Here is a 26194-nt window from a genome sequence, read left to right as displayed (position 1 = left end):
TCGGAGACGGCCGCGGGAAGGAGCCCGCGGCCGTCTCCGGGTTCGGTTCGGAACGTGTTCAGCGCTGGCGCAGCGGGGCGAGCACGGTGCTCCAGGCCACCACCTGGTCGAGGGTGGCGGTGAGCGCGTCCTGCTGGAACTGGTTCGGCTTGAAGACGCTGAAGTTCTCGAAGTCGGTGAAGAGCGACAGCGCGACCTGGGACCGCACGTCGGCCATCTGGAGCTCACCGGCGATCAGGCGCAGGTGCTCCACCGCCCGCGTGCCGCCGACCGAGCCGTAGCTGACGAAGCCGACGGCCTTGTTGTTCCACTCGGCGTAGAGGAAGTCGATGGCGTTTTTCAGGGCGCCCGAGGTGGAGTGGTTGTACTCGGGGGTGACCATCACGAAGCCGTCGAACGAGGCGATGGTGTTGGCCCAGCGCAGCGTGTGCGGCTGGGTGTACTGGCCCATCGACGGCGGGTACGCCTCGTCGAGGTGCGGCAGCTGGTAGTCGAGCAGGTCGATGAGCTCGAACTCCGCGTCGGACCGCTGCTTGGCGACCCCGAGGACCCAGCGGGCGACGCCTTCTCCGTTACGCCCCGGGCGGGTGCTCCCGAGGATGATCCCGATCCTGGTCATGGTTGGTGCCTTTCAGAAGTCATTGCCTGGCCGGATGAACGCTAGCCACTGTTTGCTTGGTCAAGCAAATGCTGCCGCTATGGTTGCCGTCACACGGGAGGTTAAGAATTGCTAGGTCAAGCAACTAGGATGGACGGCATGTCCGGAACCTCCGCGGAACCCCTGCGACCCCTCGACCCCGACGAGGAGGTGCTGGTCCGCTCCCTGGGCCAGCTGATGTACGTCCTCCCCCGGACGATCGACGCCGACATGGTCGGCGAACGCCAGCTGCCCCTGACCGAGTACACGGCCCTGCGGACCCTCTCCGAAACGCCGGGCCGGCAGATGCGGATGAGCGACCTCGCCGCGGCCTGCCAACTCTCGCTCAGTGGCATGACCCGCACCATCAACCGACTTGAGTCCCAGGGTCTGGTCGAGCGGGTCCGGAGCGAGCAGGACGCACGCGGCTGGAACGCCGTCCTCACCGATGCCGGCTTCGCCCGCCTGGAAGAGTCCTGGCCGAGCCATCTGGCCGCCGTGCGGCGACGGTTCCTGGACCACTTCCAGGGCTTCGACCTGGTCCAGTTGGCCCGCGCGTTCGAGCAGGTCGGCAGGGCCGACTGAGCCAGGCCGCTCCCGGAAGGCCAGGGTCCGGTCGATCACCTCCTGCGGGCTGCCGACCAGGAGCGCCGTCTGCTTCATCGTGTCCTCCAGGGACGGCCCGTGCCCGTAGGCCGCCGAGTTGTCGAAGTACGGGTGGAACTCGCGGACCGCGTCCTGCGAGCTCTTCCGCATGAACACCTGCGCGCCCAGACCCACGATCGCCTGGTCCGCCGGGCCGTGCCCGTAGTGCTCGAACCGCCGGCGGTAGAGCCCGACCATCCGCTTGACGTGCTCCTTGGGCCAGAGGAGGTTGTTGTGCAGGAACCCGTCGCCGTAGTACGCGGCCTGCTCGGCGATCTCCGGGCTGCGGATCGAGCCGTGCCAGACGAACGGCGGCACACCGTCCAGCGGGCGCGGCGTCGAGGTGAACGACTGCAACGGCGTACGGAACCGGCCCTCCCAGTCGACCACCTCCTCGCGCCAGAGCCGGCGCAGCAGGTCGTAGTTCTCGACCGCGAGCGCGATGCCGTTGCGGATGTCCTGGCCGAACCACGGGTAGACCGGCCCGGTGTTGCCGCGCCCCATCATCAGGTCGACCCGCCCGTCGGCGAGGTGCTGGAGCATCGCGTAGTCCTCGGCGATCTTCACCGGGTCGTTGGTGGTGATCAGCGTGGTCGAGGTGGACAGAATGATCTTCTCCGTCCGGGCCGCGACGTGACCGAGCAGGGTGGTGGGCGAGGAGGGGAAGAACGGTGGGTTGTGATGCTCGCCGATGGCGAAGACGTCCAACCCGACCTCCTCGGCCAGCGTCGCGTACTCCACCACGGCCTTGATCCGCTCGTGCTCGGACGGCGTTCGCCCGGTCACCGGGTCGCGCGCCACGTCTCCCACGCCGAAGATTCCGAACTGCATCTGAACTCGCCCGCCTCGCTCGCACCGGTCGTACCTGACGCTCATCTGCAACCCGGGGCGCGCGGAGCAGATTCCTTGACCGAGCAAGTACTTTTGTGGCGGCGGTCATCGACTGCGGGCCAGCTCGCCCGCGCTCCCCTCAGGGAGCATGCTGCCGGGCGACGAGGTCCAGCATCTCGTCGACCGAGCCGGCCGGGTCGGTGACCGGGAACTGCACCGCGCGCACCACCGCGTCCGGGTCGAGCAGCAGGGTGAGCCGCTTGAGCCGGTCGACCCCGCCGGCCCGGAAGGTGGGCAGCAACAGGCAGGCGGCGAGCCGGCCGTCCTGGTCGGACAGCAGCGGGTACGGCAGCCGGGCGTGCGCGGCGAAGGCGCGCAGCTGGTCGGGGCGCTGGGTGCTCACCCCGCGCACCTCGGCGCCCGCCGCCCGGAAGAGATGGTGGCGGTCGGCGTAGGTGCGGGATTCGAGGGTGCAGCCGACGGCGCCGGGGATGTCCTCCCAGCCCGGCGGTAGGCCCTGGGCGCCTGGCGCGAAGGCGCCCGGGAAGAGGTAGAGCACGGTCCAGCTGCCGGGCACCGCCGGGGCTTCGTCGCCACCGTCGTGCCGGGCCAGGGTCATTCCCGGCAGCCGCCGGCCGACCAGCTGATGCACCCGGCGCGCCTCGGCGGAGTCGGCGTCGGCGGTGGCGGTGAGATCGCCGGCGCCCATGACGTGCCGGGTGCCCCAGTCCTGCAGGGCGACCAGCACCGGCAGCAGGCCCTCCCCCTTCGGGGTCAGCAGGTAGTCGTAGCGCGGCGGGCGCGCCGAGTACGCCTGGCGGCGCAGCACGCCGTGCTCGACCAGCGCGCCGAGGCGTTCGGTCAGGGCCCGGCGGCTGACGCCCAGCTCTCGTTGCAGGGCGTCGAACCGGGTGGTGCCGCCGGCGATGTCGCGGACGATCAGGACGGTCCACCAGTCGCCGAGCACGCCGAGAGCCTGGGCGATGCCGCAGTCCGCGTCGCCGAGGTCCGTTCGCTTCACGCCCCCACCTCCCGCCCGGTCGTTCTCGCGACTATAGTTCGTTTCAAATTGGAACTCACTGGCTCGGGAACGGGGGTCGGCGGCATGACCGTCAGGCAGGGGGCCGGAGTGTTCTGGCGCTGGTGGACCGCCGGCACGACCAGCTCGGTCGGGTCGGCGGTCGGGGCGGTGGCGCTGCCGCTGACGGCGCTGACCGTGCTGGACGCGTCCCCGTTCGAGATGGGGCTGATCGCCGCCGCGAGCTACGTCGCGTGGCTGGTGGTCGGGCTGCCCGCCGGCGTCATCGTGCAGCGGCTGCCGCTGCGCGGCGCCCAGGTCGGCGCCGACCTGGCCCGCGCCGTGGCGGTCGCGTCCATCCCGGTGGCCTGGTGGTGGGGCTGGCTGACCGTCGCCCAGCTGGTCGTCGTGGCGCTGGTCGTCAGCTTCGCCAACGTGCTCTTCGACGTCGCCAACGCCACCTTCCTGCCGGCCATCGTCGACCGGGAGCAGTTGCACGCCCGCAACAGCCTCACCTCGGCCACGCACGCCGCCACCCAGCTGAGCGGCCCGTCCCTGGGCGGGCTCGCGGTGCAGGCGCTCGGCGCGGTCCCGACGGTGCTGGTCGACGCCGCCAGCTACCTGGTCTCGGCCGCGCTGCTGCGCTCGCTGCCCGCCCGGCGGGTCGACGCCCCCGACCGGTGGCCCCCGCTGGCCGCGATGATCGGTGAGGGCTGGCGTTACGTGACCCGCCACCGCCTGATGGGGCCGACCATGTGGACGGCCACGGCGGTGAACTTCGTCTGCGGCGCCCAACTCGCGGTCTACCCGCTCTACCTGGTCCGGGAGCTGCACGCGCCGGCCGCGTTGGTCGGCGTGCTGCTGGCCGTCGAGGGCCTGGGTTCGCTGGTCGGCGCGACGCTGACCCCGTGGATCACCGGGCGCTGGGGCACCGCCCGTTCCCTCGTGGTCGCCTGTCTGGCCGCCGTCGGCGGCGCGTTCCTCGTCCCGGTGGGCGTCGGCTGGTCGGCGTACCTGGCGTTCGCGGCCGGCAACGTGGTCTTCGCCGGCGGCGTGGTGGTGCTCAGCGTGACCACCCGCACCTACCGGCAGACCGCGAGCCCACCGGAGCTGCTGTCCCGGGTGATGGCCACGGTCCGGTTCGTCTCCTGGGGCGCCATCCCGGTCGGCGGGCTGCTCGCCGGCGCCCTCGCCGGGCTGGTCGGTGCCCGGGTCACCCTCTTCGCCTTCGCCGCCGCGGCGGCGCTGGCGCCGCTGGCCCTGCTCCTCTCCCCCGTCCGCCGCCTGCGCGACCTGACCGACCTGGCGGTCGACGGGCAGGCGGCAGAGCCGGTCGCGGCCGGGCGCTGACGCGGCGGGGCGTCATCCAGCTCCGCGAGGCGTCGCCGCGCGCCGGCCAGCAGCGCGGCGACCTGCGCCCGCTCGAACGCGATCGTCGCGCCTTCGGGATCGTGTTCGTCATCGGCGTTGGAGGACTGGGAGGCGTCGATGACCCCGTTGAGGTCGCGGGTCAGCGAGGCGATCAGCAGCTCAGCCTCGTCCCGCGCGCGTCGCAGAGCCTCCCGGGACGATCCGGCGTCCATATCGACCTCCCGTCCATGACACCACTGCGGCTCCCGCCCGGCGACGCGGCGTGCGGGCGGCAAGCCAACGATCCGGCAACAATCCTTGACTACGGTATCCGTCGCGGTTCTATCCTCCGGCAGAAGAATCCGAAGCCTCTGGCTGTTCGGGTCGCCATGATCCGTGGATGAACTGGAGCCTGCCGCGTGTCGGAACCCGCGATCCGCCTGACCGGTCTACGCAAGTCGTTCGACGCCGTGGAGGCCGTCGCCGGCGTCGACCTGGAGATCGCCGACGGCGAGTTCTTCGCCATGCTCGGGCCGTCCGGGTCGGGCAAGACGACCGTGCTGCGGATGATCGCCGGATTCGAGCTGCCGACCGCCGGCACCGTCACGCTCGCCGGTCGCGACGTCACCCGGCTCGCCCCGTTCGACCGTGACGTCAACACCGTCTTCCAGGACTACGCCCTCTTCCCGCACCTGACCGTCCAGCAGAACGTCGAGTACGGCCTGCGGGTGCGCAAGGTGCCGCGCGCCGAGCGCCGGGAACGCGCGGCGGCGGCCCTGCGTACGGTCCGCCTCGACGGGTACGGCGAGCGCCGGCCCAGCGCGCTCTCCGGCGGGCAGCGGCAACGCGTCGCGCTGGCCCGCGCCCTGGTCAACCGCCCGGCCGTGCTGCTGCTCGACGAACCCTTCGGCGCACTGGACCTCAAGCTGCGCGAGGAGATGCAGGTCGAACTGAAGGCGATCCAGCGGGAGGTCGGCATCACCTTCGTCTTCGTCACGCACGACCAGCAGGAGGCGCTGACGATGAGCGACCGGGTGGCGGTGTTCCACCACGGCCGGATCGAACAGGTCGACACCCCGGCCGAGGTGTACGAGCGCCCCCGCACCCCGTTCGTCGCCGGCTTCGTGGGCACCTCCAACCTGTTCGAGGGGGAGACCGCCCGGGCCGTGCTCGGCCGCGACGGCGTGTTCTCCGTACGCCCGGAGAAGATCAGGCTCGGCGGCGCGCCCGCGTCGGCCGAGGAGATCAGCGCGGCCGGACAGGTGGTCGAGGTGATCTACGCGGGGGCGGCGACCCGCTTCGTGGTCGACCTCGACGGCGGGGCGCGCGTCGTCGCGCTGCAACAGAACCAGCAGACCTCCCCCGCCGACGTGGCGGCCCTACGCGGCACGCCGATCCGGCTGACCTGGCGGGCCGAGCACGTCGTCGCGGTTCCCGGGCAGCCCCGCTGACCCCACCCGACCCCCGTCGACAACCAGAAGGAGGGCGCAGATGCGCACCACCCGAGTCTTCACCGCGCTCGCCGCGGCCGGTCTGCTCGCGCTGACCGGATGCGGCGACGGCGGCGGCGCCACCGGCGGCCCCGGCCCCGGCGGCATCAAGCCGCCCAAGATCGACAAGCTGGCGTCGCTCGGCACCGGCGAGGGCCAGGTCAACATCGTCGCCTGGGCCGGGTACGTCGAGGACGGTTCCACCGACCCCAAGGTCGACTGGGTCAGCGGCTTCGAGAAGGAGACCGGCTGCAAGGTCAACGTGAAGGTCGCCGGCACCTCCGACGAGATGGTGACCCTGATGAAGACCGGCGACTACGACGTGGTCTCCGCCTCCGGTGACGCCTCGCTGCGCCTGATCTACGGCGGTGAGGTCGCCCCGGTCAACACCGACCTGATCGCCAACTACAAGGACGTCTTCGACGGCCTGAAGCTCAAGCAGTGGAACTCCGTCGACGGGGTGGCGTACGGCATCCCGCACGGCCGCGGCGCGAACGTGCTCATGTACCGCACCGACAAGGTCACCCCGGCGCCGACGTCCTGGAGCGCGGTGTTCGACCCGAACTCGCCGTACCGGGGCAAGGTGACCGCGTACGACTCGCCGATCTACATCGCCGACGCGGCGCTCTACCTGATGAAGCACCAGCCCGACCTGGGCATCAGGAACCCGTACGCGCTGGACGACAAGCAGTTCGCCGCCGCCGTGGACCTGCTCAAGAAGCAGAACGAGCAGGTCGGCGAGTACTGGTCGGACTACACCAAGGAGGTGCAGGCCTTCAAGTCCGGCAACTCGGTCGTCGGCACGGCGTGGCAGGTCATCGTCAACCTGGCCAAGGCCGACGGCGCCCCTGTCGAGGCCGTGCTGCCCGAGGAGGGCGCGACCGGCTGGTCGGACACCTGGATGATCTCCGCCAAGGCCAAGCACCCGAACTGCGGCTACCTCTGGATGAACCACATCATCGGCCCGGAGGCGAACGCCGCGGTGGCGGAGTGGTTCGGCGAGGCCCCGGCCAACAAGCTCGCCTGCGACAAGACGACCGACAAGAACCACTGCACCACCTTCCACGCCGCCGACGAGGCGTACTTCGACAAGGTCTGGTTCTGGAGCACCCCGGTGGCCCAGTGCCTCGACGGCCGTACCGACGTCACCTGCAAGGACTACGCGGCCTGGACCCAGGCCTGGACCACGATCAAGGGCTGAGACGGGTGACGGTTCTCTCCACGGTGGACCGGCCGGCGGGCGACGACACGATCGCCGCCCGCGGGCCGGTCCGCCGGCTTGCCTCCTGGCTGCACCGGCACGCTCGAGTACGCCTCGCCGCGTTGCTCGCCGCGCCGCTGCTCTGGCTGCTCGTGGCGTACCTCGGTTCGCTGGCGGTGCTTTTCGTCTCCGCGCTGTGGACGGTCAACAGCTTCACCGGCGACCTGGTCCGCGAGCCGACGTTCGCGAACTTCCGCACCATCGCTACCGAGGAGGTCTACCGCACTGTCACACTGCGCAGCCTCGGCGTGGCCGCCGCGGTCACCGTCATCGACATGCTCGTCGCGCTGCCGATGGCGTTCTTCATGGCCAAGGTCGCCTCGCCGCGCAGTCGCCGGTTGCTGGTCATCGCGATCCTCACTCCACTGTGGGCAAGCTATCTGGTCAAGGCGTACGCCTGGCGGGTGATGCTGGGCAACGGCGGCCCGGTGGACTGGCTCTTCGGGGGCGCCGGCAACGGCCCCGGGTACGGGTTGACGGCGACCGTCCTCGTGCTGAGCTACCTGTGGCTGCCGTACATGATCCTGCCCATCTACGCCGGGCTGGAGCGGCTGCCGGACTCGCTGCTGGAGGCGTCGGCGGACCTCGGCGCCCGGGGCGGGCGCACCGTCCGCTCGGTGGTGCTGCCGATGATCGTGCCGTCGGTGATCGCCGGCTCGATCTTCACCTTCTCGCTTTCCCTCGGTGACTACATCACGGTGCAGATCGTTGGCGGCAAGACGCAGCTCATCGGCAACCTGGTGTACGCCAACATCGGCGCGGCGAACAACCTGCCGTTCTCGGCGGCGCTCGCCACGATCCCCGTACTCATCATGGTCGGCTACCTGGTCGCGGTGCGCCGGTCCGGCGCGTTGGAGGAACTGTGACGCTGTCGCGTGGAGCGCGTTGGCTGCTGCGCGGGGCCATGGCGCTGGGCCTGGCCTTCGTCTACGTGCCGCTGGCCATCGTGCTGGTCAACTCGTTCAACGCCGACCGCACCTTCGCCTGGCCGCCGCCGCGCTGGACCACGGACTGGTGGCTGCGGGCGTGGGAGAACGCGGGCGCCCGCGAGGCGTTGTGGACCTCGACGAAGGCGGGCCTCGGCGCGACGGCCGTCGCGCTCCTGCTCGGCACGCTGGTCGCGTTCGCGGTGCAGCGCTACCGGTTCTTCGGGCGCGACGCCGTCTCGCTGCTCGTGGTGCTGCCGATCGCGCTGCCCGGCATCGTCACCGGGATCGCGCTGGACACCGCCTTCCGTTCGGTGATCGAGCCGCTCGGGGTGGGCAAGGGGTTGTTCTCGGTCATCGTCGGGCACGCCACGTTCTGCGTCGTGGTGGTCTACAACAACGTGCTGGCCCGGCTGCGCCGGCTGGGCGGCAACCTGGAGGAGGCGAGTGCGGACCTCGGCGCGGACACCTTCCAGACGTTCCGCTACGTGACGTTCCCGCTGCTGCGCTCGGCGCTGTTCGCCGGCGGGCTGCTGGCCTTCGCGCTCTCCTTCGACGAGATCATCGTGACGACCTTCACGGCCGGGCCCGGCGTCCAGACGCTGCCCATCTGGATCTTCAACAACCTCTTCCGGCCCAACCAGGCGCCGGTCATCAACGTTGTCGCGGCGGTGCTGATCGTGCTCTCGATCGTGCCGATCTACCTCGCCCAGCGCGTCTCCGACACCGCTGCCGGTGGTCGCCTCTGACCCGCACGCACCCGCTCCACTGAGACATCCGTGCGAAGATCGGTTCATGAGTCAGCCGTTTCGTGTGGCTCGGTGCTTTGGGGTGGCGTTGGTGGTCGCGGGTTTACGTCGTACCGGGTGGTTAAGGTGCGGGTCAAGGCGGTGATGGACCAGCGGGCACACCTACACCTGCACCACGTGCGGCCTCGTCCTGGACCGGGACGTCAACGCCGCACGGAACCTGGCCGCGCTGGCGGTCACCGTCGCCGGGAGTGGCCCGGAGACGCGAAACGGACGTGGAGCCGACCGTAACACCCCGCTCGCGGGGCCGGTGGCCGTGAAACGTCAAACCCGGCACCGCCACCGCGGGCAACACCGGGACCGCCCCACCGCAAGGTAGGACATCCAATCATGAGCTCACCTACGCGTCATGAAAGGAAACGGCAAGACGTTCCGGCTGGAGCAGGAGTACGTACGCGTGGACGGCACGCCGGTCGCCCAGCTGACCGGGGTCGGCGGGATGCAGGACCTGCACACGCGACGGCTGGTGGCCGACCGGCGGAGCGGTGTTCCGTTCCCTTGCCTCGTCGCCCGCGCACCTCGGTCTCGGGTAACCCGAGGACGGGCGCGCCAGCCGACCGGCCCTGCGTTGGGTGGCTCCCCGGTTGCGTACGGCCACGGCGCGGAACGCGAGGTCGCCTTGAGCCATCGTGGCCGTACGCAGCGCAGACGCGTCCGCGCCGTGGTGTTGACGTGACTTGACACACATCGTTGAATGTCGGAGTGGTGGGATGCCTCGGAGCGGCGTCGACACGGACCACGGTAATGGCCCCTTCAATCGATTCTGCTTCCACGTCATCGAGCGCCGTCGTCAGATTGCCGTGGATGCGATGGACAATCGGGTGACCGAGCGCCGGCGAAGGATGCTGCTCACCTCGGCGTTGCACGTCGTCTCGCACGGGATCGCCGTCACCTGTTGCCTCATGACGTTGCACCAGCCACATCGGTCCCTCATGCTGGCCGGCTATGGCTGTGGATTGGCGTCCGGAATCGTGGGCCTGTGGGCAGCGAGGACGGTGACCACGAAGGCCTCGGTGTACCGCGTCTCGTTCACGATTCTGATGATCACGCTCGTCGTGGCGGCGCTCGGCGCGTACTGGGACGGCGGCGCCGCCTCACCGGCCGCCGTGGGTTTCGTGACCACGGCCGTGTTTGTGGCCAGTCACACCCCGCACCTGCGGCTGATGATGGGGCTTGCGGTGCTCACCGTCGGGTCCTACCTCTCCGTGGCCGCCACCGGACGACCGGTACCTCCCGGTCACGTCTTCATCCACGTCGCGGCCATGGTGGTGCTGATCTCGGTGTGCTCCGCGCAGGCACGGATCCTGGCGCGGCAGCGATCCCAGCTCCGTTCGCTCGCGGAGCTCGACCCGCTCACCGGTGCCCTCAACCGGCGCGGCCTGGCCGAGCTCACCAAGCACCTGTTCCGGAACGGGTGTCGCCCCGGCCCGTCCCTGCTCTGTCTGGATCTCGACGACTTCAAGCTGGTCAACGACCGCCTCGGACACGCCGCCGGCGACCGGCTGCTACAGCGGACGGTGGCGGTGACCCGAGTGGTGCTGCGCGCCGGGGACGCCATCGCCCGGGTCGGGGGTGACGAGTTCGTCGTCGTCCTGGTCGACGCGGACGAACGTCACCGCGCGGACGGTGCTGACCCGGATCGACGCGGCGGTGCGCCCCCATGCCCGCGTCAGCATCGGCTCGGCCACCGCTCCGCAGGACGGCGACACGCTCGATGCCCTGATGCAGGTGGCCGACCAGCGCCTTTACCGCATGAAAGAGGAACACCGCCCGGCCGGCAACCCGCCGCGGGAGGACCGCCACGGCCTGCTGTCCAGCCGTTCGAACCCGCTCGGCGTGCGGGCGGCCGGGCAACGGCCGGGGTGGTCGCCCGGGTAGTCCGCGAACCCGTACGGCGATCGGTGCCGCGGCCGGGCGGGGCCTTCGTCGCACCGCCCAGCCGTGGCGGTCAGTAGAGCAGGTAGGGCTGCCGCTGCCGGTCGAACGCGGCCAACTCGTCGGCCCAGGCGCCGACCACGTCGGCCACGTCGGCGCCCGCGTCGATCATCGTGCGGAGGCGGGGCGAGCCGGTGAGCTTGTCGATCCAGTACGGCCGCAGGGTGTCCCACGTGTCCTGCCGCCAGGCGAACGCCGGATACTTCCGCGCCTCCACCAGCATCGCGACCCCGGTACGGATCGGGTCGTACGCGCCCCGGTCCACGATCTTGACCTCGACGCCCGCGCAGGGCTTGTTGAGCAGCGCCGGCTTCTGCCCGGCCGCGGTCGGCGCGAAGTACGCCTCCCGGAACTGCACCCCCGGCAGGTTCCGGGCGTTGAGCCGGTCACCCCAGTGGTAGTCGAAGTCCGTCGCCAGGCCACCGATCAGCTCGAACGGGCGGCAGGTGCCCCGCCCCTCGGTGATCGACGCGACCCCCTCGAAGAGACAGGTGCCCGGGTAGACGAGGGCGGTGTCCGTGGTGGGCATGTTCGGGCTGGGCATCACCCAGGGCAGATCGGTGTCGGCGGCGAGCCCGTCCCGCTTCCAGTGCCGGCATTGCACCACCTCCAGCTCGACCGGCCGGCCCGCCTCGGCGGGCAGGAACTCGGCGTTGAAGAAGCGCGCCAGTTCGCCGACGGTCATGCCGTGCTGCTGCACGATCTCCTTGAGCCCGACCCCGGAGGTGTAGCCGGCGGTCATCATCGGGCCGTACGCCCGGCCGCCGACCGGGTTCGGCCGATCGAGCACGACGTACCGCTTGCCGACGCGGGCGGCGGCGACCATCGAGGTGTACATCGTCCAGATGTACGTGTAGAAACGCGCACCCACATCCTGGATGTCGAAGACCACGGTGTCCATTCCGGACTGCGCGAACATGGCCTCCCATTTGGCCTGCGAGGCGCCGTACGCGTCGTAGACGGTGATGCCGGTCCGCGCGTCCGTGCCGGTGCCTTCGCTGCCGCCCGCCTGGGCCGAACCCCGGAAGCCGTGCTCGGGACCGAACGCCGCGACCACGTCCACCTGGCCCGAGCTGTGCATCAGATCGACCAGGTGGCGGTAGGCGGAGTCGACGCCCGTCGGGTTGGAGATCACGCCCACCCGCTGGCCGCGCAGCTCGGCGAAGTCGGAGCGCACGAGCGCGTCCAGGCCGGTCTCGACCCGGCGAATCCCGGGGTCGGCGCTGCCGGGTGAGCCGGTCACGGTCGTGGCGAGGGCGCCGACGGTGACCGCCCCGGCGCCGGTGAGGAAGGTTCTGCGCTCCATCGGGTACCTCCAAGCAGCTCAGCTCATCGAAACTTAGCTACATGGAGGTGGCGGGTCAAGGAAAGATACCTACGCGTGTTCAGTAGCCACCGGTGCCCGCCACGGTCTCGGCAGCGGGCCGGCCGTGCTCCTGCCGATGGGCGAGGTCGTCGAGGATGGCGGCGGTGGCGGTCGCGCCGAACCGGGTGACGCCGATGGCGGCCATCGCGAGCAGGGTGTCGAGGGTGCGGACACCGCCGGCGGCCTTGACCTGGATAGCTGGTGAAACCGCGGAGCGCATGAGAGCCAGGTCCTCCATCGTGGCGCCCCCGGGGGCGAAGCCGGTCGAGGTCTTGACGAAGTGGGCGCCCGCTCGCTCCGCCGCCCGGCAGCCGGCGACGATCTTTTGGCGGGTCAGGTAGGCGTTCTCGAGGATCACCTTCACGGTCGCGTGGTCAGCGGCTGCCACGACGGCGCGGATGTCCGCCTCGACCTCGTCCAGTTTCCCGGACCGGAGCCAGCCGATGTTGATCACCATGTCGACCTCGGCGGCCCCCTGGTTGACGGCGAGCGCGGTCTCCGCGGCCTTGATCCGGGTGGTCGTGCTGCCGTGCGGGAAGCCGGCCACCGTGCCGACGAGCACGTCGGTTCCCCGCAGGAGGTCCACCGCGAGGTCGACGTCGCCGGGCCGGACGCAGACGGATGCGACGCCGTAGCGGGCGGCGAGCGCGCAACCCGCGCGGACGTCGTCTCCGGTGAGTTCGGGGCGCAGCAGGGAATGGTCGATCAGCTTCGCGATCTGTCCGACGGTGACGCTCTCGGGCGTGAACGTGGCCATGGTGCCTCCTGGTTCGGGTCTCCGGCCACGCTATCTGTCTAGACAGCTTGCTGTCTAGACAGGCTGCCGGTAGCGTCTCGGAGGTGGCTGCCGACCCGGACTTCGCGCCCCGCTACTACCGCATCGAGCAGGCGCTGCGCGCCCGGATCGCGGCATCCCGCCCGCACGATCCGCTTCCGTCGGAGCCTGACCTGGCGCGGCAGCACGGGGTGAGCCGGATGACGGCGCGGGCCGCGGTCACGAAGCTGGTGGACGACGGGCTCGCGTACCGGGTGCCCGGGCGTGGCACCTTCGTCGCCGTGCCGGCGTCGCCCCGCCGAGCCGACAACCTGGTCCGGTTCAGCGACGAGGTCCGGCGGCAGGGCAGGCAGCCGTCATCGCGTGTGGTGACGGCGCAGACCCGACCGGCGACCACGGAGGAGGCCGCCCGGTTGCGGCTGCGCGCCGGGTCCGACGTCGTGTACATCGAGCGCGTGCGCCTGGCCGACGGGGAACCGGTCGTGGTCGAGAAGGCCGCCTTTCCCGGGTCCCTGAAGGCTCTCCTCGCCGGCGACCTGGCGGGTGGATCGCTGCACGAAGCAGTGACCGCGCTCGGCCGTACTCCGACGAGAGGGGTGGCGACGCTGGCCGCCCGGCAGGCCACTCGGGACGACGCGCAGCTGCTCGGCGTCTCCGTCGGCTCGGCCTTGCTGGTCGAGCAGCGGGTGATCCTCGACGACCGGGACGAGCCTCTGGAGCTGACGGAGTCGCGGTACGCGGGCGAGCGATACAGCTTGAACCTGTCCTTTGGCGTCGAACCGCCGCGGTGACCCGAAGCGGTCACGGCATCGGCGACCGTAGACCGCGCTGCCCGGCCGCCCCCAGGGCGATTCCGACCCGCGACGGGCCAGCCGCTGCCAGACTCGACCGGTGGGCGGCGACCGGTGGGCCGGGCGGCTGGGGCCTGCCATCCCGGTCGCCCCGGCCGCGGGTGGACAAGTTCGAGGTGTTCTTCGACCTCGTCTTCGTCGTGTCGTTCTTCATCATCACCCGGGCCACCGCCGCCAACGTCAGCGGGCGGCAGCTGCTGCACGCCATGCTGGTGCTGGCCGTGCTCTGGTGGTGCTGGGTGGTGCACAGCGGGTCGCCAGCCAGCTCCGCCTCGGCGAGGGCTTCGTCCCGGTGCTGATGGTGGTCGGCATGATGGCGCTGTTCACCTTCGCCCTGGCGCCGCCACAGACCTTCGGCAGCCTGCACCAGGGCTCGGCCGGACCCATCCTGGTCACGATCAGCTACGTGGTGGTCCGCGCCGTACACCTGGCGCTGTACGTGCACGCGACGCGGGGCAGGCCGGACGCCCGCCGCAAGCTGCTCCAGTTCGTGCCGGAGATCGTGATCACCACCCTCCTGCTGCTGATCGCGGCGCTCCTGCCACTGAAGATCGAGGATCCCGACCTCGGGATGTGGCTCCGCGACGGGCTGTGGATCGCCGTCGTCGTCCTGCAGTACGGCAGCGGGCTGACGGGCGGCACCAAGGGTTGGACGGTCACCTCCGCCGAACACTGGACGGAACGGTACGACCTGATCCTCATCATCGCGCTGGGTGAGTCCGTGATCTCGGTCGGGGTCGGTGGCAACCTGATCGGCCAACCAGTGACCTGGCCGGCGGTCCCGGCGGCCATGCTGGGGATCCTGTTCACCGCGGCGCTGTGGTGGGCGCACTTCGACATGATCGGGCCAGGCGCCCGGATCGCGCTGCACGCCGCACAGGGCGGCCCACGGGTGGCGATGGCCCGCGACGCCTACGCCTACCTCTACCTGCCGATGATCGCCGGAGTCGTCCTGTTCGCCATCGGCGCCGAGGAACTCCTGCGTACGATCACCGACCCGGCGGGTGGGGTGGCCGAGCGAGCGCACGGCCCAGCCGTCCCGATGCTGTACGGCGGGGTGATGGTCTACCTGGCCGCCGACATGGCATTCCAGCTGCGCACCCTGCACACCGTCACGTGGACCCGGGTCGGCGCGCTCCTCGCGCTGGCGGCCGGACTCCCCGTCGGTCGACACCTGCCCGCGCTCGGCGCGCTCGGGCTGCTGACCACCATCTGCGTCGCGCTCGTCGCCATCGAGGTGGTGGTGCTGGCGGACTCCCGACGCGCCCTGCGCCGAGCGGTCTTCGAGGAGCGGACCGACCACGAGGCCAGCGAGGCCGCCTGGCGCGCCCGCTGGCACGACGACGGCCCGCCGCAGCCGGCGGAGTGATACCCGGCACGCTCCGTCGTCGCGCGGGTCGCCCGACCGGCTGTCCCGCCCGGTCAGTCCGGCCGGACCGTCGCCGCGACCCGGCGGACCCGCTGCGGGTGGGTGAGGACGTCGACGTTGTCCAGGTACTGGTCGACGGCGCCCACCGGGGGCCGCGCGCGCAGCTCCGGGTCCTCGATCGCGGCCCGCAGCGCGGTGGCGAACCGGCCCGCGTCGAGCACCAGGAACGGCCGCCCGTGGAACGGCCGGGCCGTCGGGTCGACCGGCGCGGCCAGCCCCAGATCGTTGGTCCAGCCGGCCACCGTCTCCAGCGCGCCGACCAGCCCGGCCTGCCGGGCGGCCCAGCCGTCGGGCCCGAGGGCGGCGGAGAGCCCGTCGACCACCGGAGCCGCCGCCGACAGCCGGGCGAAGACGGTGCCGAGCCATTTGGCGTACGGGGGCCAGCGGCGGCGCGTCAGCAGGCCGAGCCGCATCAGATCCCGGGCCAGCCCGGCGGTCACCACCCGGCTGCCCAGCTCGTCGCCGACCTCGGCGCACCGGCCGGCCAGGTGCTCGGCCTGGCCGATCCGCATCCAGGCGGCGGCCAGCACGTGCCGCCACACGTCGTCCGGATACCACGCCAGCCGGGACCGGACGGCGGTGAGCGCCCCGTCGAGGCCGTCGTGGAAGACCGCGCCACCGGTCAGCTCGGCCAGCCGCTGAGTGGGCGTGGCGAGCCAGTCGTCCACTCCGACGCCGGCCCGCGGGTCGAAGCCGAGCCGGCCACGCAGCCAGCCCGCCAGGTCGTCCACGTCCACGCCGTGCCGGTCGCCGTCGGCGTCGACGACGCCGAGGCGGACGTCGGGGCGGCCGGCGAAGCGGGTCGGCCAGCCGAGGAACTCCGCCGGCAACTCGGTGTCAAGGACGGCTCGGACGGGTTCCACCTCGTCCGGGCCGGCGACGAAGAGCTGGGTCCGCGGACCCCAGTCGTGGTCGGTGGAGCGCTCGGTGTCCAGGCCGAGCAGCTCCGAGCCGCTGTCGAGCCGGCCGGCGGCGTAGCGCAGGCGGGGCAGCCGCCGGGCCAGCAGCGGCGCGAGGACCTCGTCGTGGAAGCGACGGCAGAGCGTCAACCCCGGTACGAACGCCATGCCGTCAGTCTGCCGGGCCTCCCCGGCGCGGCCACCTCGATTACCGGCCTGGCCCCGCCCGGGCGTGGTGGCGGCACGAGCACGGTGGATCACGTGCCGGCCCGCCGTCCCCCACCTCGTCGTACGGCTGTGCCAGGCTGTCCGGGTGGCATCGCGACCCCCGATCCTGCTGATCGACTCCCCCAGCCTCTACTTCCGGGCCTACTTCGGCATTCCGGAGTCGGCCGCGAGGACCGAGGACGGCCAGCCGGTCAACGCCGTGCGCGGCTTCCTCGACATGCTCGCCCAGCTCGTCCGCACCCGCCGGCCGGACCGGATGGTCTGCGCGCTGGACCACGACTGGCGGCCGGCGTGGCGGGTGGAGCTGCTGCCGTCGTACAAGGCGCACCGGGTGGCGCCGGAGGGCGGCGAGGTGGTGCCGGACACCCTCTCCCCGCAGGTCCCGATGATCCTGGAGGTGCTGACCGCGCTCGGCATCACCTTCGTCGGCGCCACCGGCTACGAGGCCGACGACGTGCTCGGCACGCTCTCGGTGACCCAGCCCGGCCCGGTGGAGGTGGTCTCGGGCGACCGGGACCTGTTCCAGCTGGTGGACGACGCCCGCCAGGTCCGGCTGCTCTACGTCGGGCGGGGGGTCGCCAAGCTGGACGACTGCGACGACGCCGCGGTCCGCGCCCGGTACGGGGTCCCCGCCGACCGGTACGCGGACTTCGCGGCACTGCGGGGTGACCCGAGCGACGGGCTGCCCGGGGTGCCGGGGGTCGGCGAGAAGACCGCCGCCCGGCTGATCGAGCGGTACGGCGGGCTGCCGGGCATCCTCGCCGCGCTGGACGACGGGGACGCCGGTTTCGCGCCGGGGCTGCGGAGCAAGCTGGCGGCGGCCCGGGACTACCTGGCGGTCGCGCCGAAGGTGGTGGAGGTGGCGCGGGACGTACCGCTGCCGGAGCTGCCCACCGCGCTGCCGACGGCGCCCGCGGACCCGGACGGGCTGCTGGAGCTGGCGCAGCGGTGGAACCTGGCCGGCTCGTGCCGGCGGCTCGTGGACGCGCTCGCCGCCCGTTCCTGATCAGGCGCGCCGGGGGTGAGCGCGGGCGTGATCCACTCGTACTCAAAGTGATTGATTTCCGCCATCGCGGTCTTCCCCCCAATGGTTACCGGCGCGTGGCAACACGCGCCGCAGCCATGATCAGGGAGCTTCTGAGCAGGCGCGACGACACCCCCCGGGAAATTCGCGGGGTGCCGTAGCAGTGACTTTCCGATGCGTCGGTTTCCGAGCCGCCGTGACCGAAAGTGACGATCAGGCGGTGGCGTGGTACGCCAGCACGCCCCGGTTGACGGCCGCGATGGCCTGCCGGGCGGTGGCGCGCAACTCCGCCGACGCGCCGCCGGAATCGGCGAGCTGGCCGAGCAGGTCGACCACCTGCCGGGCCCAGCGCACGAAGTCGCCCGCCGGCATCTCGCCGTCGATCTGGTGGCCGCTGGCGAGCACCTTCGCCAGCGCCTCGCCCCGCGCCCAGCGGTAGATCGGCCACGCGAAGCCGAGGTCCGGCTCGCGGGTGACGGCCAGGCCCCGGCCCGCCTCGTCGGCCTCGATGTCGCCCCACAGCTTGAGCGTCTCGTCGACCGCGTCGGCGACCGGGCCGCGCGGCAGCGAGGCCCGCTCGTCGACGTCGCGGCGGGCCTCGAAGACCACCACGGAGACGGCGGCGGCCAGCTCGGACGGGGAGAGCCCGTCCCAGACGCCCCGGCGCAGGCACTCGGCGACCAGCAGGTCCGCCTCGGTCCAGATCCGGCCGAGCATCCGGCCCGCGTCGGTGACCCCGCCGTCGGCGGAGAGGTAGCCGCGGGCGGTGAGCAGCGCGACGATCCGGTCGAAGGTGCGGGCCAGCGAGCCGGTGCGGCCGGAGACCCGCTGCCGCAGCTCCTCGGTGTCGCGTTCGAGGCGGCGGCGCCGCTCGGCCCAGCGGGCGTGCTCCTCCCGCTCCGGGCAGGCGTGGCAGGGGTGGTGGCGCAGCTCGGTGCGGAGCTGGCTGAGCCGGTGGTCCTCGCCGGCGGCCTGCCGGGACCGCCCGCCCCGGCGACCGCCGTGCCGGTCCAGCCCGGTGCCGCTGACCTCCGCGGCCAGGTCCCGCCGGGCGGCCGGCGACCGGTGGTTGAAGTGCTTCGGCACCCGGATCCGGGCGAGCACCTCGGCGGGGGTGGTGAAGTCGCCGGGGCTGACCCGGCCGGCCCAGCGGTCCTGGGTGAGCACCAGCGGGCGCGGCTCACCGAAGCCGCCGGTGGCCGGGTCGAGGACGACGGCCAGCCCGGCCCGCCGCCCGGACGGCACCCGGATCACGTCGCCGACCCGCAGCCGCTCCAGCGACGCGACGGCCGCCGCCTTGCGCTGGGTCTGGCCCTGCCGGGCGATGGCCCGTTCCCGGTCGGCGATGGCCACCCGCAGCGCGAAGTACTCGTCGAAGTCGCCGTGGTGGCAGGCCGCCTCGACGCCGTACGCCTCGATGGTCTCGGTGTTGCGCTGCACCTGCCGGGCCAGGCCGACCACCGAGCGGTCCGCCTGGAACTGGGCGAACGAGGACTCCAGCAGTGCCCGCGCCGGCTCCGCCCCGACGGTGCCGACCAGGTTGACCGCCATGTTGTAGGACGGCCGGAAGCTGGACCGCAGCGGGTAGGTGCGGGTGGAGGCGAGGCCGGCGACGTGCCGGGGGTCGGTCTCCGGCGACCAGACCACCACCGCGTGCCCCTCGACGTCGATGCCGCGCCGACCGGCCCGCCCGGTGAGCTGGGTGTACTCCCCCGGGGTGAGGTCGACGTGCGCCTCGCCGTTGAACTTGACGAGGCGTTCGAGGACGACGCAGCGGGCCGGCATGTTGATGCCCAGGGCGAGGGTCTCGGTGGCGAAGACCGCCTTGACCAGGCCGCGGACGAAGAGCTCCTCGACGACCTCCTTGAACACCGGCAGCATGCCGGCGTGGTGGGCGGCCAGGCCGCGTTCGAGGCCGTCGAGCCACTCCCAGTAGCCGAGCACGGACAGGTCCTCGCCGGGGATGGCGGTGACCCGGGACTCGACCACCCGGCGGATCTCGGCGCGTTCCTCCGGCGAGGTCAGCCGGAGCCCGGCGGCGAGACACTGCTGCACGGCCGCGGCGCAGCCGGCCCGGCTGAAGATGAACAGGATCGCCGGGAGCAGGCCCTCGCGGTCGAGCCGGTCGACGATGTCGGGGCGCATCGGGCCCCGCCAGCGGGGGCCGCGGCGACCCGCGCCGGGGCCGGCGCTGCGCCCCTCGCCCAGCTCCAGCCGGCGCACCGTGTCCCGGGTGTAGCGCAGCAGCTCCGGGTGCACGTCGTGCTTGCGGGCGGCGTCGGCGTCGTGGAACAGGTCGAACATCCGCTTGCCGACCAGCATGTGCTGCCACAGCGGCACCGGCCGGTGCTCGCTGACCACCACGGCGGTCTCGCCGCGCACCGTGACCAGCCAGTCGGCGAACTCCTCGGCGTTGGAGACCGTCGCGGACAGGGAGACCAGGGTGACCGAGGCGGGCAGGTGGATGATCACCTCTTCCCACACCCCGCCGCGGAACCGGTCGGCGAGGTAGTGCACCTCGTCCATCACCACGTACGCCAGGCCCTCGAGGGTGCTGGAGCCGGCGTAGAGCATGTTGCGCAGCACCTCGGTGGTCATCACCACCACCGGGGCATCGCCGTTGATCGCGTTGTCACCGGTGAGCAGGCCGACCTGCTCGGCGCCGTAGCGGTCCACCAGGTCGTGGTACTTCTGGTTGGACAGCGCCTTGATCGGCGTGGTGTAGAAGCACTTGCGCCGGGTGGTCGCGCCCTCGGCCGCGTCGGCCGCCGCCTGCCCGGGCGTGCCGCGCAGGGCCAGGTGCACGGCGAACTCGCCGACCACGGTCTTGCCCGCGCCGGTGGGAGCGCAGACCAGCACACCGCTGCCCCGCTCCAGGGACTGGCACGCCTCCCGCTGGAAGTCGTCGAGGTCGAACCCGAGGTCTCGGGCGAACTCGTCCAGGGCCGGGAAGGTGGAGGCCTGCGCGGCCCGGCGGCGCGCCGCTGCGTACCGCTCGGCGGGGCTCGACATGCCTCCAAGATTAATCGGTACGACCGACCACCACGTGGCAAGGCCATCCGGCAGGACGGTCGGAGGCGGTCGGTAGGGTGCACGACGTGCCGGATCATGCCGAACCGCCCCACGCCTCGAGCGGCGCCGACGACGCCGACCGCCCGAGCCCGTCCCGCCGCCCCGTGGAGGCGGTGCTCTTCGACTTCCACGGCACCCTCGCCCAGGTGGAGGAGCCGCGCGAGTGGGTGCTGGCGGCCGCCGCGGCGTGCGGGGTGGAGCTGGACCGGGTGCGGGCCACTTCGCTGGCCGACCGGCTGCTCACCGCCGGGCGGGCCGGCGGGCCGTCGCCGGTTCGGGTGCCGCCACGGCTGGCGGAGCTCTGGGCCGACCGGGACCTCTACGAGCACGCCCACCGCGGCGCGTACACCGGGCTGGCGGAGACGGTGGACGCGGGCATCGACGGGTTCGCCGAGGCGCTCTACGAGCGGGTCCGGGTCCCCGAGGGCTGGGTGCCGTACCCGGACACCGAGGCGGTCCTCAAGGAGCTGCGGCGAGCCGGGGTGAAGGTGGCCGTGGTCAGCAACATCGGCTTCGACATCCGGCCGCTCTTCGCCGCCTGGGGCCTCGACGACCTGGTCGACGCGTACGCGCTGTCGTACGAGGTGGGGCGCTGCAAGCCCGACCCGGGGATCTTCCTGCGGGCCTGCGGGATGCTCGGCGTCGAGCCGGAGCGCGCGTTGATGGTCGGTGACACGCCGGCCGACGCGGGCGCGGCGGCGGCGGGCTGCGCGGTGCTGGTGCTGCCGGCCGCGGACGCCGGACGGACCACCGGGCTCGGCGCGGTGCTCGACCTGGCGTTGCGCTCCTGAGTTGCGGCTTCCAGCGCTAACCGGGAACGGCTAGCGCCGCCGGTAGCGGCGCTGACAGCCGGACCGTAGCGTCGCTGTCATGATCGAGACCTCGCCCCGGGACCGGATCGTCCGCGCCGCCGCCGCGCTGCCCGCCGAGGGCGGCCGGGAGGCGGTCACCACCCGGGCGGTGAGCCGGGCGGCCGGGGTGCAGGCGCCGACGATCTACCGGCAGTTCGGCAACCTGCGCGGACTGCTCGACGCGGCGGCCAGCTACGGCTTCGCCACCCGCGCGGTCCGCCCGCCCGACCGGCCGGTACGCCACGCCGTCGCGCTGCCGGAGGTGGCCGGCGACCTGAGCCCGGCCGAGCGGGCGCTGCTGGCCGAGTGGCTGGGGCGCGCGGCCGTCCCAGGAGGCCGTCGCCTGATCCGCGCCCGGCGGGCTGCCAGGGCAGCGGGCAGCGTCGTCCGCCAGCCGGGGCCACCGTCGCCGGCCCGTGAACGGCCGCGAACTGCCGTACGATGCGGCCTCGATCGCACAACGGCCCTCGGGAGGAAGCGATCCTGCCACGTCAGGTGCTCGACACCCAGCTGGTGCCTGCGGCCGACCGGTTCGACTTCTGGGCGGACTTCGCCGTCCGCGCCGCGCCCGCCAGCATCTGGGCCGACCGGTCGGTCCCGTTCGACGCCTTCGCCCAACTGATCGACCTGGACGGCGTGCACCTGTCCTCGTTCCGGTACCCGACCCTGCGCACCCGGCGGACCGCCCGCCAGATCCGGCAGGCCGACGCGGAGATGTTCCAGCTGGCCCTGCCGATCGCCGGGTTCAGCGCCATCAGCCAGGCCCGCAACGAGTCGACCATCGACCAGACCGGGTTCACCTTCTTCGACACCTCCCGGCCGTACGAGGCGGAGCACCGGATGGACGTGGAGACGTACCCGTCCACGATCTGCGTGCACATTCCGCACGCACTGCTGCCGCTCTCCCCCGACCGGGTGAACCGGCTGCTCGCGGCGGCCATGCCCGCCGAGGGCGGGACGGGTGGCCTGCTGGCGCAGTTCCTCCGGCAGGTGACCGCGCACCCCGAGCAGTACGCGCCGACCGAGGCGCCGCGGCTCGGCGGCGTGGCCCTCGACCTGGTGTGCGCCACCCTGGCACGGCACGCGGACGCCGAGGAGTCCCTGTCACCGGAGACGCGTCAGCAGGTCACCCGGCTGCAGGTCGTGGAGTTCATCGAACGGCACCTCGCCCGCCCGGATCTCGACCCCGGCGCCGTGGCCCGGGCCCACCACGTCTCGCTGCGTACCCTGCACCGGCTCTTCGCCGGCGAGGCCGAGACGGTCGCCGGGCTCATCCGCCGGCGCCGGCTGGAACACATCCGGCACGACCTGCGCAATCCGCTGCTGGGGCACCAGCCCATCCAGGTCATCGCGGCGAGATGGGGTTTCCCGGATCCGGCCCACTTCAGCCGTGCCTTCCGGACCGCGTACGGCGTTGCGGCGCGGGACTACCGGGCCGGCACGCCGACCGTCGACGGGCCGCCCTGAGCGGCGGGCGTGGCGGCCGCCTCCGGCCGTCGGCCCGGCGGGCCCGGTCGCCCGCCGCCCGGCTAGCGTGGCCGCCATGACCACCAGTCCGCCACCGTCGCCGGACCACGCCCTGCGGGGCGGTCAGCTCGGGGCGGTCGGGCTGGTGCTCGGTGGGGCGCTGTCGGTGCAGTTCGGGTCGGCGGTCGCCGCCCTGCTCTTCCCGCGCACCGGCGTGGCCGGCGCGGTGACCCTGCGGCTGACCATCGGCGCGCTGCTGATGCTGGCCGTGTGCCGGCCGCGGCTGCGCGGCCACGACCGCGCCGACTGGGCCTGGGTGGTGGCCTTCGGGCTGGCCCTGGCCGGGATGAACTCGATCTTCTACCAGGCCATCGACCGGATCCCGCTCGGTCCCGCGGTCACCCTGGAGGTGCTCGGACCGCTCGCGCTGTCGGTGTGCACCGCCCGCCGGCTGGCCGCCTGGTGCTGGGCGGGGCTGGCCCTGGCCGGGGTGGCCCTGCTCGGCCAGGGCGGCTTCGACCGGCTCGACCCGGTCGGCGCCGCGCTCGCGTTGGCCGCGGGGGCGATGTGGGCGGCGTACATCGTCTGCTCGTCCCGGGTGGGCGGCCGGTTCCCGCGCGCCGACGGGCTGGCCCTGGCGCTCACGGTGGCGGCCCTGGTCACCCTGCCGGTGGGGCTGTTCGGGGCCGGTGCCCGGCTGGGGCATCCGGCCGTGCTCGGGCTGGGCGCCGGGCTCGCCGTGCTCGCCTCGGTGCTGCCGTACACCCTGGAGCTGCTGGCGCTGCGCCGGCTGCCCACCGCGACCTTCGCCGTGCTGATGAGCCTCGGCCCGGCCATCGCCGCCCTCGCGGGCTGGCTGGTCCTGCACCAGGAGCTGCGGGCGGTGGAGATCCTCGCTATCGGCCTGGTGATCGCCGCCAGCATCGGCGCGGTCCGCGCCGGCGCCCGGGCCGCCGAACCGGTCGACCTGCTCGCCGCCGAGGTGCGGCTCAGCGCAGCAGCCGCACCGCCCGCGGCACCGCGCTGATCCGTACCGGCAGGTCGAGGGTGCGCTCCCCGTCGGCGTACGTGGTGATGCCCTCGGCGGCCAGCTCCACGGTCCGTGCCCGGTAGCTGCGCACCAGCGGGTGGTCGACGTGCGTGCCCTGGTAGATGCGCGGCTTCACCCGCATCAGGGTGCGCCGGTCGAACCGCCCGCCGACCACCACGTCCAGCAGCCCGTCGGTCGGGTCGGCGTCCGGACAGATCCGCATCCCCCCGCCGTAGCTGGCGCAGTTGCCCACCGCCACCAGGACGGCGTCGGTCGTCACCTCCTCGCCGTCGAGGCGCAGCGTGTACCGGCGCGGGCGGAGCCGGGCCAGCTCCACCAGGATCGCCAGGTCGTAGCGGCGCGGGCCGCGCGGCCAGCGCATCCGGTTGGCCCGCTCGTTGACGATCGCGTCGAAACCGGCGGCCAGCACCGCCCCGTACCAACGCTGCCGGCCGTCCGGGGCGGTCATCCGGGCGAGGTCGACCGGGCGGCTCCGACCGTCGCGCAGCGCGGCGGCGATCACGTCGACCGCGGCGAGCGGGTCGGCCGGGAAGCCGGTGTCGACCGCGAAGTCGTTGCCGGTGCCGGCGGGGACGGGACCGAACGGCACGGCCGTACCGGCGACCGCCTGTAACGCCCGGTGGATCGTGCCGTCGCCGCCCACGGCGACCAGCGCGCCGGCGCCGTTCGCGACGGCGGCGTGGCACGCCGCCTCCGCCTCCGCCGGGGTGCCCGCCGTCAGCAGCTCCACCGGCCGGCCGCCGGCACCCAGCCGCTCCAGCAGCCGGGGCAGCAGGCCACGGTGCCGGCCCCGGCCGGCGGTGGGGTTGGCGAGCACGGCGACGGGGCCGGACGGAACATGATCGTGCGCGGTCACGGCGAGCACCGTACGGTACGACCCACGGCCTCCACCAGGGGAGACGTTCCTACGCCCGCCCGGCGGGTCCCGGCGTCCCCACGCCGACCGGCGGCGCGCTCCCCGCGATGAGCATCTCGACGGCCGCGCCGAGGGCCTGGTGCTGCGCACGCCGGACCGTTCGGTGATCGCCAAGGCCCGGTTCCAGGACTACGAGCGGGCCCGGCGCCGCCGATCCGGGGGCCGCTGAGGGTACGGCCGGCGCCCGCTCAGGCGCACCGGCCACCACCCCTGGGATTGGTTCGCGCGCTGCCGTGGTTCAGGCGCCTCGTCGTGCTTCCGCCGTCAGAAGGTGATGCGGACCTTGAGCGCGGTGCGCTCGTCCATCGCCCGGTAGCCGTCCGGCACCTGATCGAGGGTCACCGACCGGTCGAAGACCGGCGACGGGTCGATGATGCCGTCCAGCACGTCGGCGAGCAGCTCCGGGAGGTACGCCCGGGCCGGGGCGACGCCGCCGCCGAGCGCCAGGTTGCGGCCGAACATCTGGCCGATGTCGACGCCGGCGCTGCCGCCGTGCGGCACGCCGACGTAGCCGACCGCGCCGCCGTCGCGGGCGATGGAGATCGCGGTACGCATCGACTCCTCGGTGCCGACGGCCTCCAGCACGGCGTGCGCGCCCTGCCCCTTGGTCAGCTCCTTCACGGCGGCGATCGCGGCCTCGCCCCGCTCGGCGACCACGTCGGTGGCGCCGAAGGAACGGGCGATGTCGGTGCGGGCGGTGTGCCGGCCCAGCGCGATGATCTGCTCGGCGCCGAGCCGCCGGGCGGCGAGCACCCCACACAGGCCGACCGCGCCGTCGCCGACCACGGCGACGGTGGCGCCGGGGCGGACCCGAGCGGACAGGGCGGCATGGTGGCCGGTGGACATCACGTCGGACAGGGCCAGCATCGCGGTGAGCAGCCGCTCGTCGCCGGCGGCCTCGGCGGGGAGCTGGACCAGGGTGCCGTCGGCGTACGGGACGCGGACAGCTTCGCCCTGGCCGCCGTCGGAGCCGGGCTCACCCCAGAAGCCGCCGTGCGGGCAGGAGGTGTGCAGGCCCTCCCGGCAGAAGTCGCAGCTCCCGTCGGACCAGACGAACGGCGCCACCACCAGGTCGCCGGCCCGGACCGAGGTCACCTCGGCGCCGACGGCCTCGACCACGCCGAGGAACTCGTGGCCGATCCGCTGCCCGGGCTGGCGCTTGGCCACCCCCCGGTACGCCCACAGGTCGCTGCCGCAGATGCAGGCGAGCACGACGCGGACGACGGCGTCGGTGGGAGTGCGGACGGCGGCGTCCGGCACCTCCTCGACGCGGATGTCGGTGGGGCCGTGGATCACGGTGGCGCGCATGAAGGGATGTCCTCCGGTGGGCGTGGTGGGCTGGCGGGCGCGGGCGGAGCGCCCC

Annotated in this window: 23 protein-coding genes and 3 pseudogenes; 17 read left to right on the top strand and 9 right to left on the bottom strand. The window is 72.8% G+C overall.

What is annotated here, in order from left to right; genetic code table 11:
* Positions 1 to 58 precede the first annotated feature (58 nt).
* Positions 59 to 619 carry an NADPH-dependent FMN reductase gene (locus OG799_RS08410; RefSeq protein ID WP_406044480.1) on the bottom strand — a complete coding sequence of 187 codons (561 nt, stop codon included), beginning with the start codon at positions 617 to 619 and terminating at the stop codon, positions 59 to 61.
* Between the two features lie 129 nt (positions 620 to 748).
* On the opposite strand from OG799_RS08410, the gene OG799_RS08405 reads away from it, so the two are divergent.
* Positions 749 to 1222: a MarR family winged helix-turn-helix transcriptional regulator gene (locus OG799_RS08405; RefSeq protein ID WP_406046240.1), complete on the top strand. Its 474-nt coding sequence runs from the start codon at positions 749 to 751 to the stop codon at positions 1220 to 1222.
* Here OG799_RS08405 and OG799_RS08400 read toward each other — a convergent pair.
* Together OG799_RS08400 and OG799_RS08395 are read right to left on the bottom strand one after the other, a co-directional pair.
* Positions 1223 to 2113, bottom strand: a pseudogene (locus tag OG799_RS08400) (CE1758 family FMN-dependent luciferase-like monooxygenase); the annotation flags it as partial.
* 139 nt (positions 2114 to 2252) lie between these two features.
* Positions 2253 to 3134 carry a winged helix-turn-helix transcriptional regulator gene (locus tag OG799_RS08395; RefSeq protein WP_406044479.1) on the bottom strand — a complete coding sequence of 294 codons (882 nt, stop codon included), beginning with the start codon at positions 3132 to 3134 and terminating at the stop codon, positions 2253 to 2255.
* Between the two features lie 84 nt (positions 3135 to 3218).
* Between OG799_RS08395 and OG799_RS08390 the strand changes: the two genes are divergently transcribed.
* The 8 genes and pseudogenes from OG799_RS08390 (at position 3219) to OG799_RS08355 (ending at position 10845) form a co-directional block, all read left to right on the top strand.
* The gene (locus OG799_RS08390; protein ID WP_406044478.1) at positions 3219 to 4481 is read left to right on the top strand and encodes an MFS transporter; all 1263 of its coding nucleotides are present in this window, start codon (positions 3219 to 3221) and stop codon (positions 4479 to 4481) included.
* 419 nt (positions 4482 to 4900) lie between these two features.
* A complete protein-coding gene (locus OG799_RS08385; RefSeq protein WP_406044477.1) occupies positions 4901 to 5932 on the top strand; it encodes an ABC transporter ATP-binding protein in 1032 nt (343 codons plus the stop codon).
* Between the two features lie 40 nt (positions 5933 to 5972).
* Positions 5973 to 7172 carry an ABC transporter substrate-binding protein gene (locus OG799_RS08380; RefSeq protein WP_406044476.1) on the top strand — a complete coding sequence of 400 codons (1200 nt, stop codon included), beginning with the start codon at positions 5973 to 5975 and terminating at the stop codon, positions 7170 to 7172.
* Between the two features lie 5 nt (positions 7173 to 7177).
* A complete protein-coding gene (locus tag OG799_RS08375) occupies positions 7178 to 8098 on the top strand; it encodes an ABC transporter permease (RefSeq protein ID WP_406044475.1) in 921 nt (306 codons plus the stop codon).
* Complete coding sequence (locus tag OG799_RS08370) at positions 8095 to 8907, top strand: ABC transporter permease (RefSeq protein WP_406044474.1); 813 nt, start codon at positions 8095 to 8097, stop codon at positions 8905 to 8907. Before OG799_RS08375 ends, OG799_RS08370 begins: the two co-directional genes overlap by 4 nt.
* A gap of 184 nt (positions 8908 to 9091) precedes the next feature.
* A pseudogene (locus OG799_RS08365) lies at positions 9092 to 9286 on the top strand (hypothetical protein); the annotation flags it as partial.
* 391 nt (positions 9287 to 9677) lie between these two features.
* Positions 9678 to 10568 (top strand): annotated as a pseudogene (locus tag OG799_RS08360) (GGDEF domain-containing protein); the annotation flags it as partial.
* The gene (locus tag OG799_RS08355; protein ID WP_406046239.1) at positions 10540 to 10845 is read left to right on the top strand and encodes a diguanylate cyclase domain-containing protein; all 306 of its coding nucleotides are present in this window, start codon (positions 10540 to 10542) and stop codon (positions 10843 to 10845) included. The pseudogene OG799_RS08360 and the gene OG799_RS08355, both read left to right, overlap by 29 nt.
* A gap of 70 nt (positions 10846 to 10915) precedes the next feature.
* Here the strand turns inward: OG799_RS08355 and OG799_RS08350 are convergent, their stop codons facing one another.
* Positions 10916 to 12208: an exo-beta-N-acetylmuramidase NamZ domain-containing protein gene (locus tag OG799_RS08350; protein ID WP_406044473.1), complete on the bottom strand. Its 1293-nt coding sequence runs from the start codon at positions 12206 to 12208 to the stop codon at positions 10916 to 10918.
* A 79-nt stretch (positions 12209 to 12287) separates the two neighbouring features.
* A complete protein-coding gene (gene deoC / locus OG799_RS08345; RefSeq protein ID WP_406044472.1) occupies positions 12288 to 13025 on the bottom strand; it encodes a deoxyribose-phosphate aldolase in 738 nt (245 codons plus the stop codon).
* 83 nt (positions 13026 to 13108) lie between these two features.
* Between deoC and OG799_RS08340 the strand changes: the two genes are divergently transcribed.
* The 3 genes from OG799_RS08340 to OG799_RS08330 all read left to right on the top strand — a co-directional run bounded on the left by OG799_RS08340 (position 13109) and on the right by OG799_RS08330 (position 15263).
* Entirely contained in the window at positions 13109 to 13834 is a 726-nt protein-coding gene (locus tag OG799_RS08340; protein WP_406044471.1) for a GntR family transcriptional regulator, read from the top strand.
* Between the two features lie 161 nt (positions 13835 to 13995).
* The gene (locus tag OG799_RS08335; RefSeq protein ID WP_406044470.1) at positions 13996 to 14193 is read left to right on the top strand and encodes a low temperature requirement protein A; all 198 of its coding nucleotides are present in this window, start codon (positions 13996 to 13998) and stop codon (positions 14191 to 14193) included.
* Positions 14127 to 15263, top strand: a complete 1137-nt coding sequence (locus OG799_RS08330) for a low temperature requirement protein A (RefSeq protein ID WP_406044469.1) — start codon at positions 14127 to 14129, stop codon at positions 15261 to 15263. The genes OG799_RS08335 and OG799_RS08330 overlap by 67 nt, the downstream gene beginning before the upstream one ends.
* Positions 15264 to 15316: 53 nt before the next feature.
* Here OG799_RS08330 and OG799_RS08325 read toward each other — a convergent pair whose 3' ends face one another.
* Positions 15317 to 16390 (bottom strand): DUF4037 domain-containing protein, encoded by a 1074-nt coding sequence (locus tag OG799_RS08325; RefSeq protein ID WP_406044468.1) that lies wholly within the window; start codon positions 16388 to 16390, stop codon positions 15317 to 15319.
* Between the two features lie 145 nt (positions 16391 to 16535).
* Between OG799_RS08325 and OG799_RS08320 the strand changes: the two genes are divergently transcribed.
* Positions 16536 to 17456, top strand: coding sequence for a 5'-3' exonuclease H3TH domain-containing protein (locus OG799_RS08320; RefSeq protein ID WP_406044467.1), 921 nt, complete (start codon positions 16536 to 16538; stop codon positions 17454 to 17456).
* A gap of 231 nt (positions 17457 to 17687) precedes the next feature.
* Here the strand turns inward: OG799_RS08320 and OG799_RS08315 are convergent, their stop codons facing one another.
* Complete coding sequence (locus OG799_RS08315; RefSeq protein WP_406044466.1) at positions 17688 to 20486, bottom strand: DEAD/DEAH box helicase; 2799 nt, start codon at positions 20484 to 20486, stop codon at positions 17688 to 17690.
* 86 nt (positions 20487 to 20572) lie between these two features.
* Between OG799_RS08315 and OG799_RS08310 the strand changes: the two genes are divergently transcribed.
* From OG799_RS08310 to OG799_RS08295, 4 genes are all read left to right on the top strand, one after another.
* The gene (locus OG799_RS08310; RefSeq protein WP_406044465.1) at positions 20573 to 21337 is read left to right on the top strand and encodes an HAD family hydrolase; all 765 of its coding nucleotides are present in this window, start codon (positions 20573 to 20575) and stop codon (positions 21335 to 21337) included.
* A 79-nt stretch (positions 21338 to 21416) separates the two neighbouring features.
* A complete protein-coding gene (locus OG799_RS08305; protein ID WP_406044464.1) occupies positions 21417 to 22019 on the top strand; it encodes a TetR/AcrR family transcriptional regulator in 603 nt (200 codons plus the stop codon).
* Positions 21911 to 22864 carry a helix-turn-helix domain-containing protein gene (locus OG799_RS08300; RefSeq protein ID WP_406046238.1) on the top strand — a complete coding sequence of 318 codons (954 nt, stop codon included), beginning with the start codon at positions 21911 to 21913 and terminating at the stop codon, positions 22862 to 22864. The genes OG799_RS08305 and OG799_RS08300 overlap by 109 nt, the downstream gene beginning before the upstream one ends.
* Positions 22865 to 22940: 76 nt before the next feature.
* Positions 22941 to 23891, top strand: a complete 951-nt coding sequence (locus OG799_RS08295) for an EamA family transporter (protein WP_406044463.1) — start codon at positions 22941 to 22943, stop codon at positions 23889 to 23891.
* On the opposite strand, the gene OG799_RS08290 is transcribed toward OG799_RS08295, so the two are convergent.
* Together OG799_RS08290 and OG799_RS08285 are read right to left on the bottom strand one after the other, a co-directional pair.
* Positions 23854 to 24780, bottom strand: a complete 927-nt coding sequence (locus tag OG799_RS08290; RefSeq protein WP_406044462.1) for a diacylglycerol kinase — start codon at positions 24778 to 24780, stop codon at positions 23854 to 23856. The two genes, OG799_RS08295 and OG799_RS08290, sit on opposite strands and share 38 nt — an antisense overlap.
* A gap of 315 nt (positions 24781 to 25095) precedes the next feature.
* A complete protein-coding gene (locus OG799_RS08285; RefSeq protein ID WP_406044461.1) occupies positions 25096 to 26139 on the bottom strand; it encodes a zinc-dependent alcohol dehydrogenase family protein in 1044 nt (347 codons plus the stop codon).
* Positions 26140 to 26194 lie beyond the last annotated feature (55 nt).

This window comes from Micromonospora sp. NBC_00898 (assembly GCF_045207895.1).
Taxonomy (GTDB): domain Bacteria; phylum Actinomycetota; class Actinomycetes; order Mycobacteriales; family Micromonosporaceae; genus Micromonospora.
The sequence above is the reverse complement of the archived record's forward strand: the minus strand, read 5'-3'. Positions and strand labels throughout refer to the sequence as shown.

Bases quoted from the DNA above. Each gene is read 5' to 3' on its own strand.
- OG799_RS08410 (WP_406044480.1), bottom strand. From the start codon at position 619: ATGACCAGGATCGGGATCATCCTCGGGAGCACCCGCCCGGGGCGTAAC.
- OG799_RS08405 (WP_406046240.1), top strand. From the start codon at position 749: ATGGACGGCATGTCCGGAACCTCCGCGGAACCCCTGCGACCCCTCGAC.
- OG799_RS08390 (WP_406044478.1), top strand. From the start codon at position 3,219: ATGACCGTCAGGCAGGGGGCCGGAGTGTTCTGGCGCTGGTGGACCGCC.
- OG799_RS08380 (WP_406044476.1), top strand. From the start codon at position 5,973: ATGCGCACCACCCGAGTCTTCACCGCGCTCGCCGCGGCCGGTCTGCTC.
- OG799_RS08350 (WP_406044473.1), bottom strand. From the start codon at position 12,208: ATGGAGCGCAGAACCTTCCTCACCGGCGCCGGGGCGGTCACCGTCGGC.
- deoC (WP_406044472.1), bottom strand. From the start codon at position 13,025: ATGGCCACGTTCACGCCCGAGAGCGTCACCGTCGGACAGATCGCGAAG.
- OG799_RS08325 (WP_406044468.1), bottom strand. From the start codon at position 16,390: ATGGCGTTCGTACCGGGGTTGACGCTCTGCCGTCGCTTCCACGACGAG.
- OG799_RS08315 (WP_406044466.1), bottom strand. From the start codon at position 20,486: ATGTCGAGCCCCGCCGAGCGGTACGCAGCGGCGCGCCGCCGGGCCGCG.
- OG799_RS08305 (WP_406044464.1), top strand. From the start codon at position 21,417: ATGATCGAGACCTCGCCCCGGGACCGGATCGTCCGCGCCGCCGCCGCG.
- OG799_RS08295 (WP_406044463.1), top strand. From the start codon at position 22,941: ATGACCACCAGTCCGCCACCGTCGCCGGACCACGCCCTGCGGGGCGGT.
- OG799_RS08285 (WP_406044461.1), bottom strand. From the start codon at position 26,139: ATGCGCGCCACCGTGATCCACGGCCCCACCGACATCCGCGTCGAGGAG.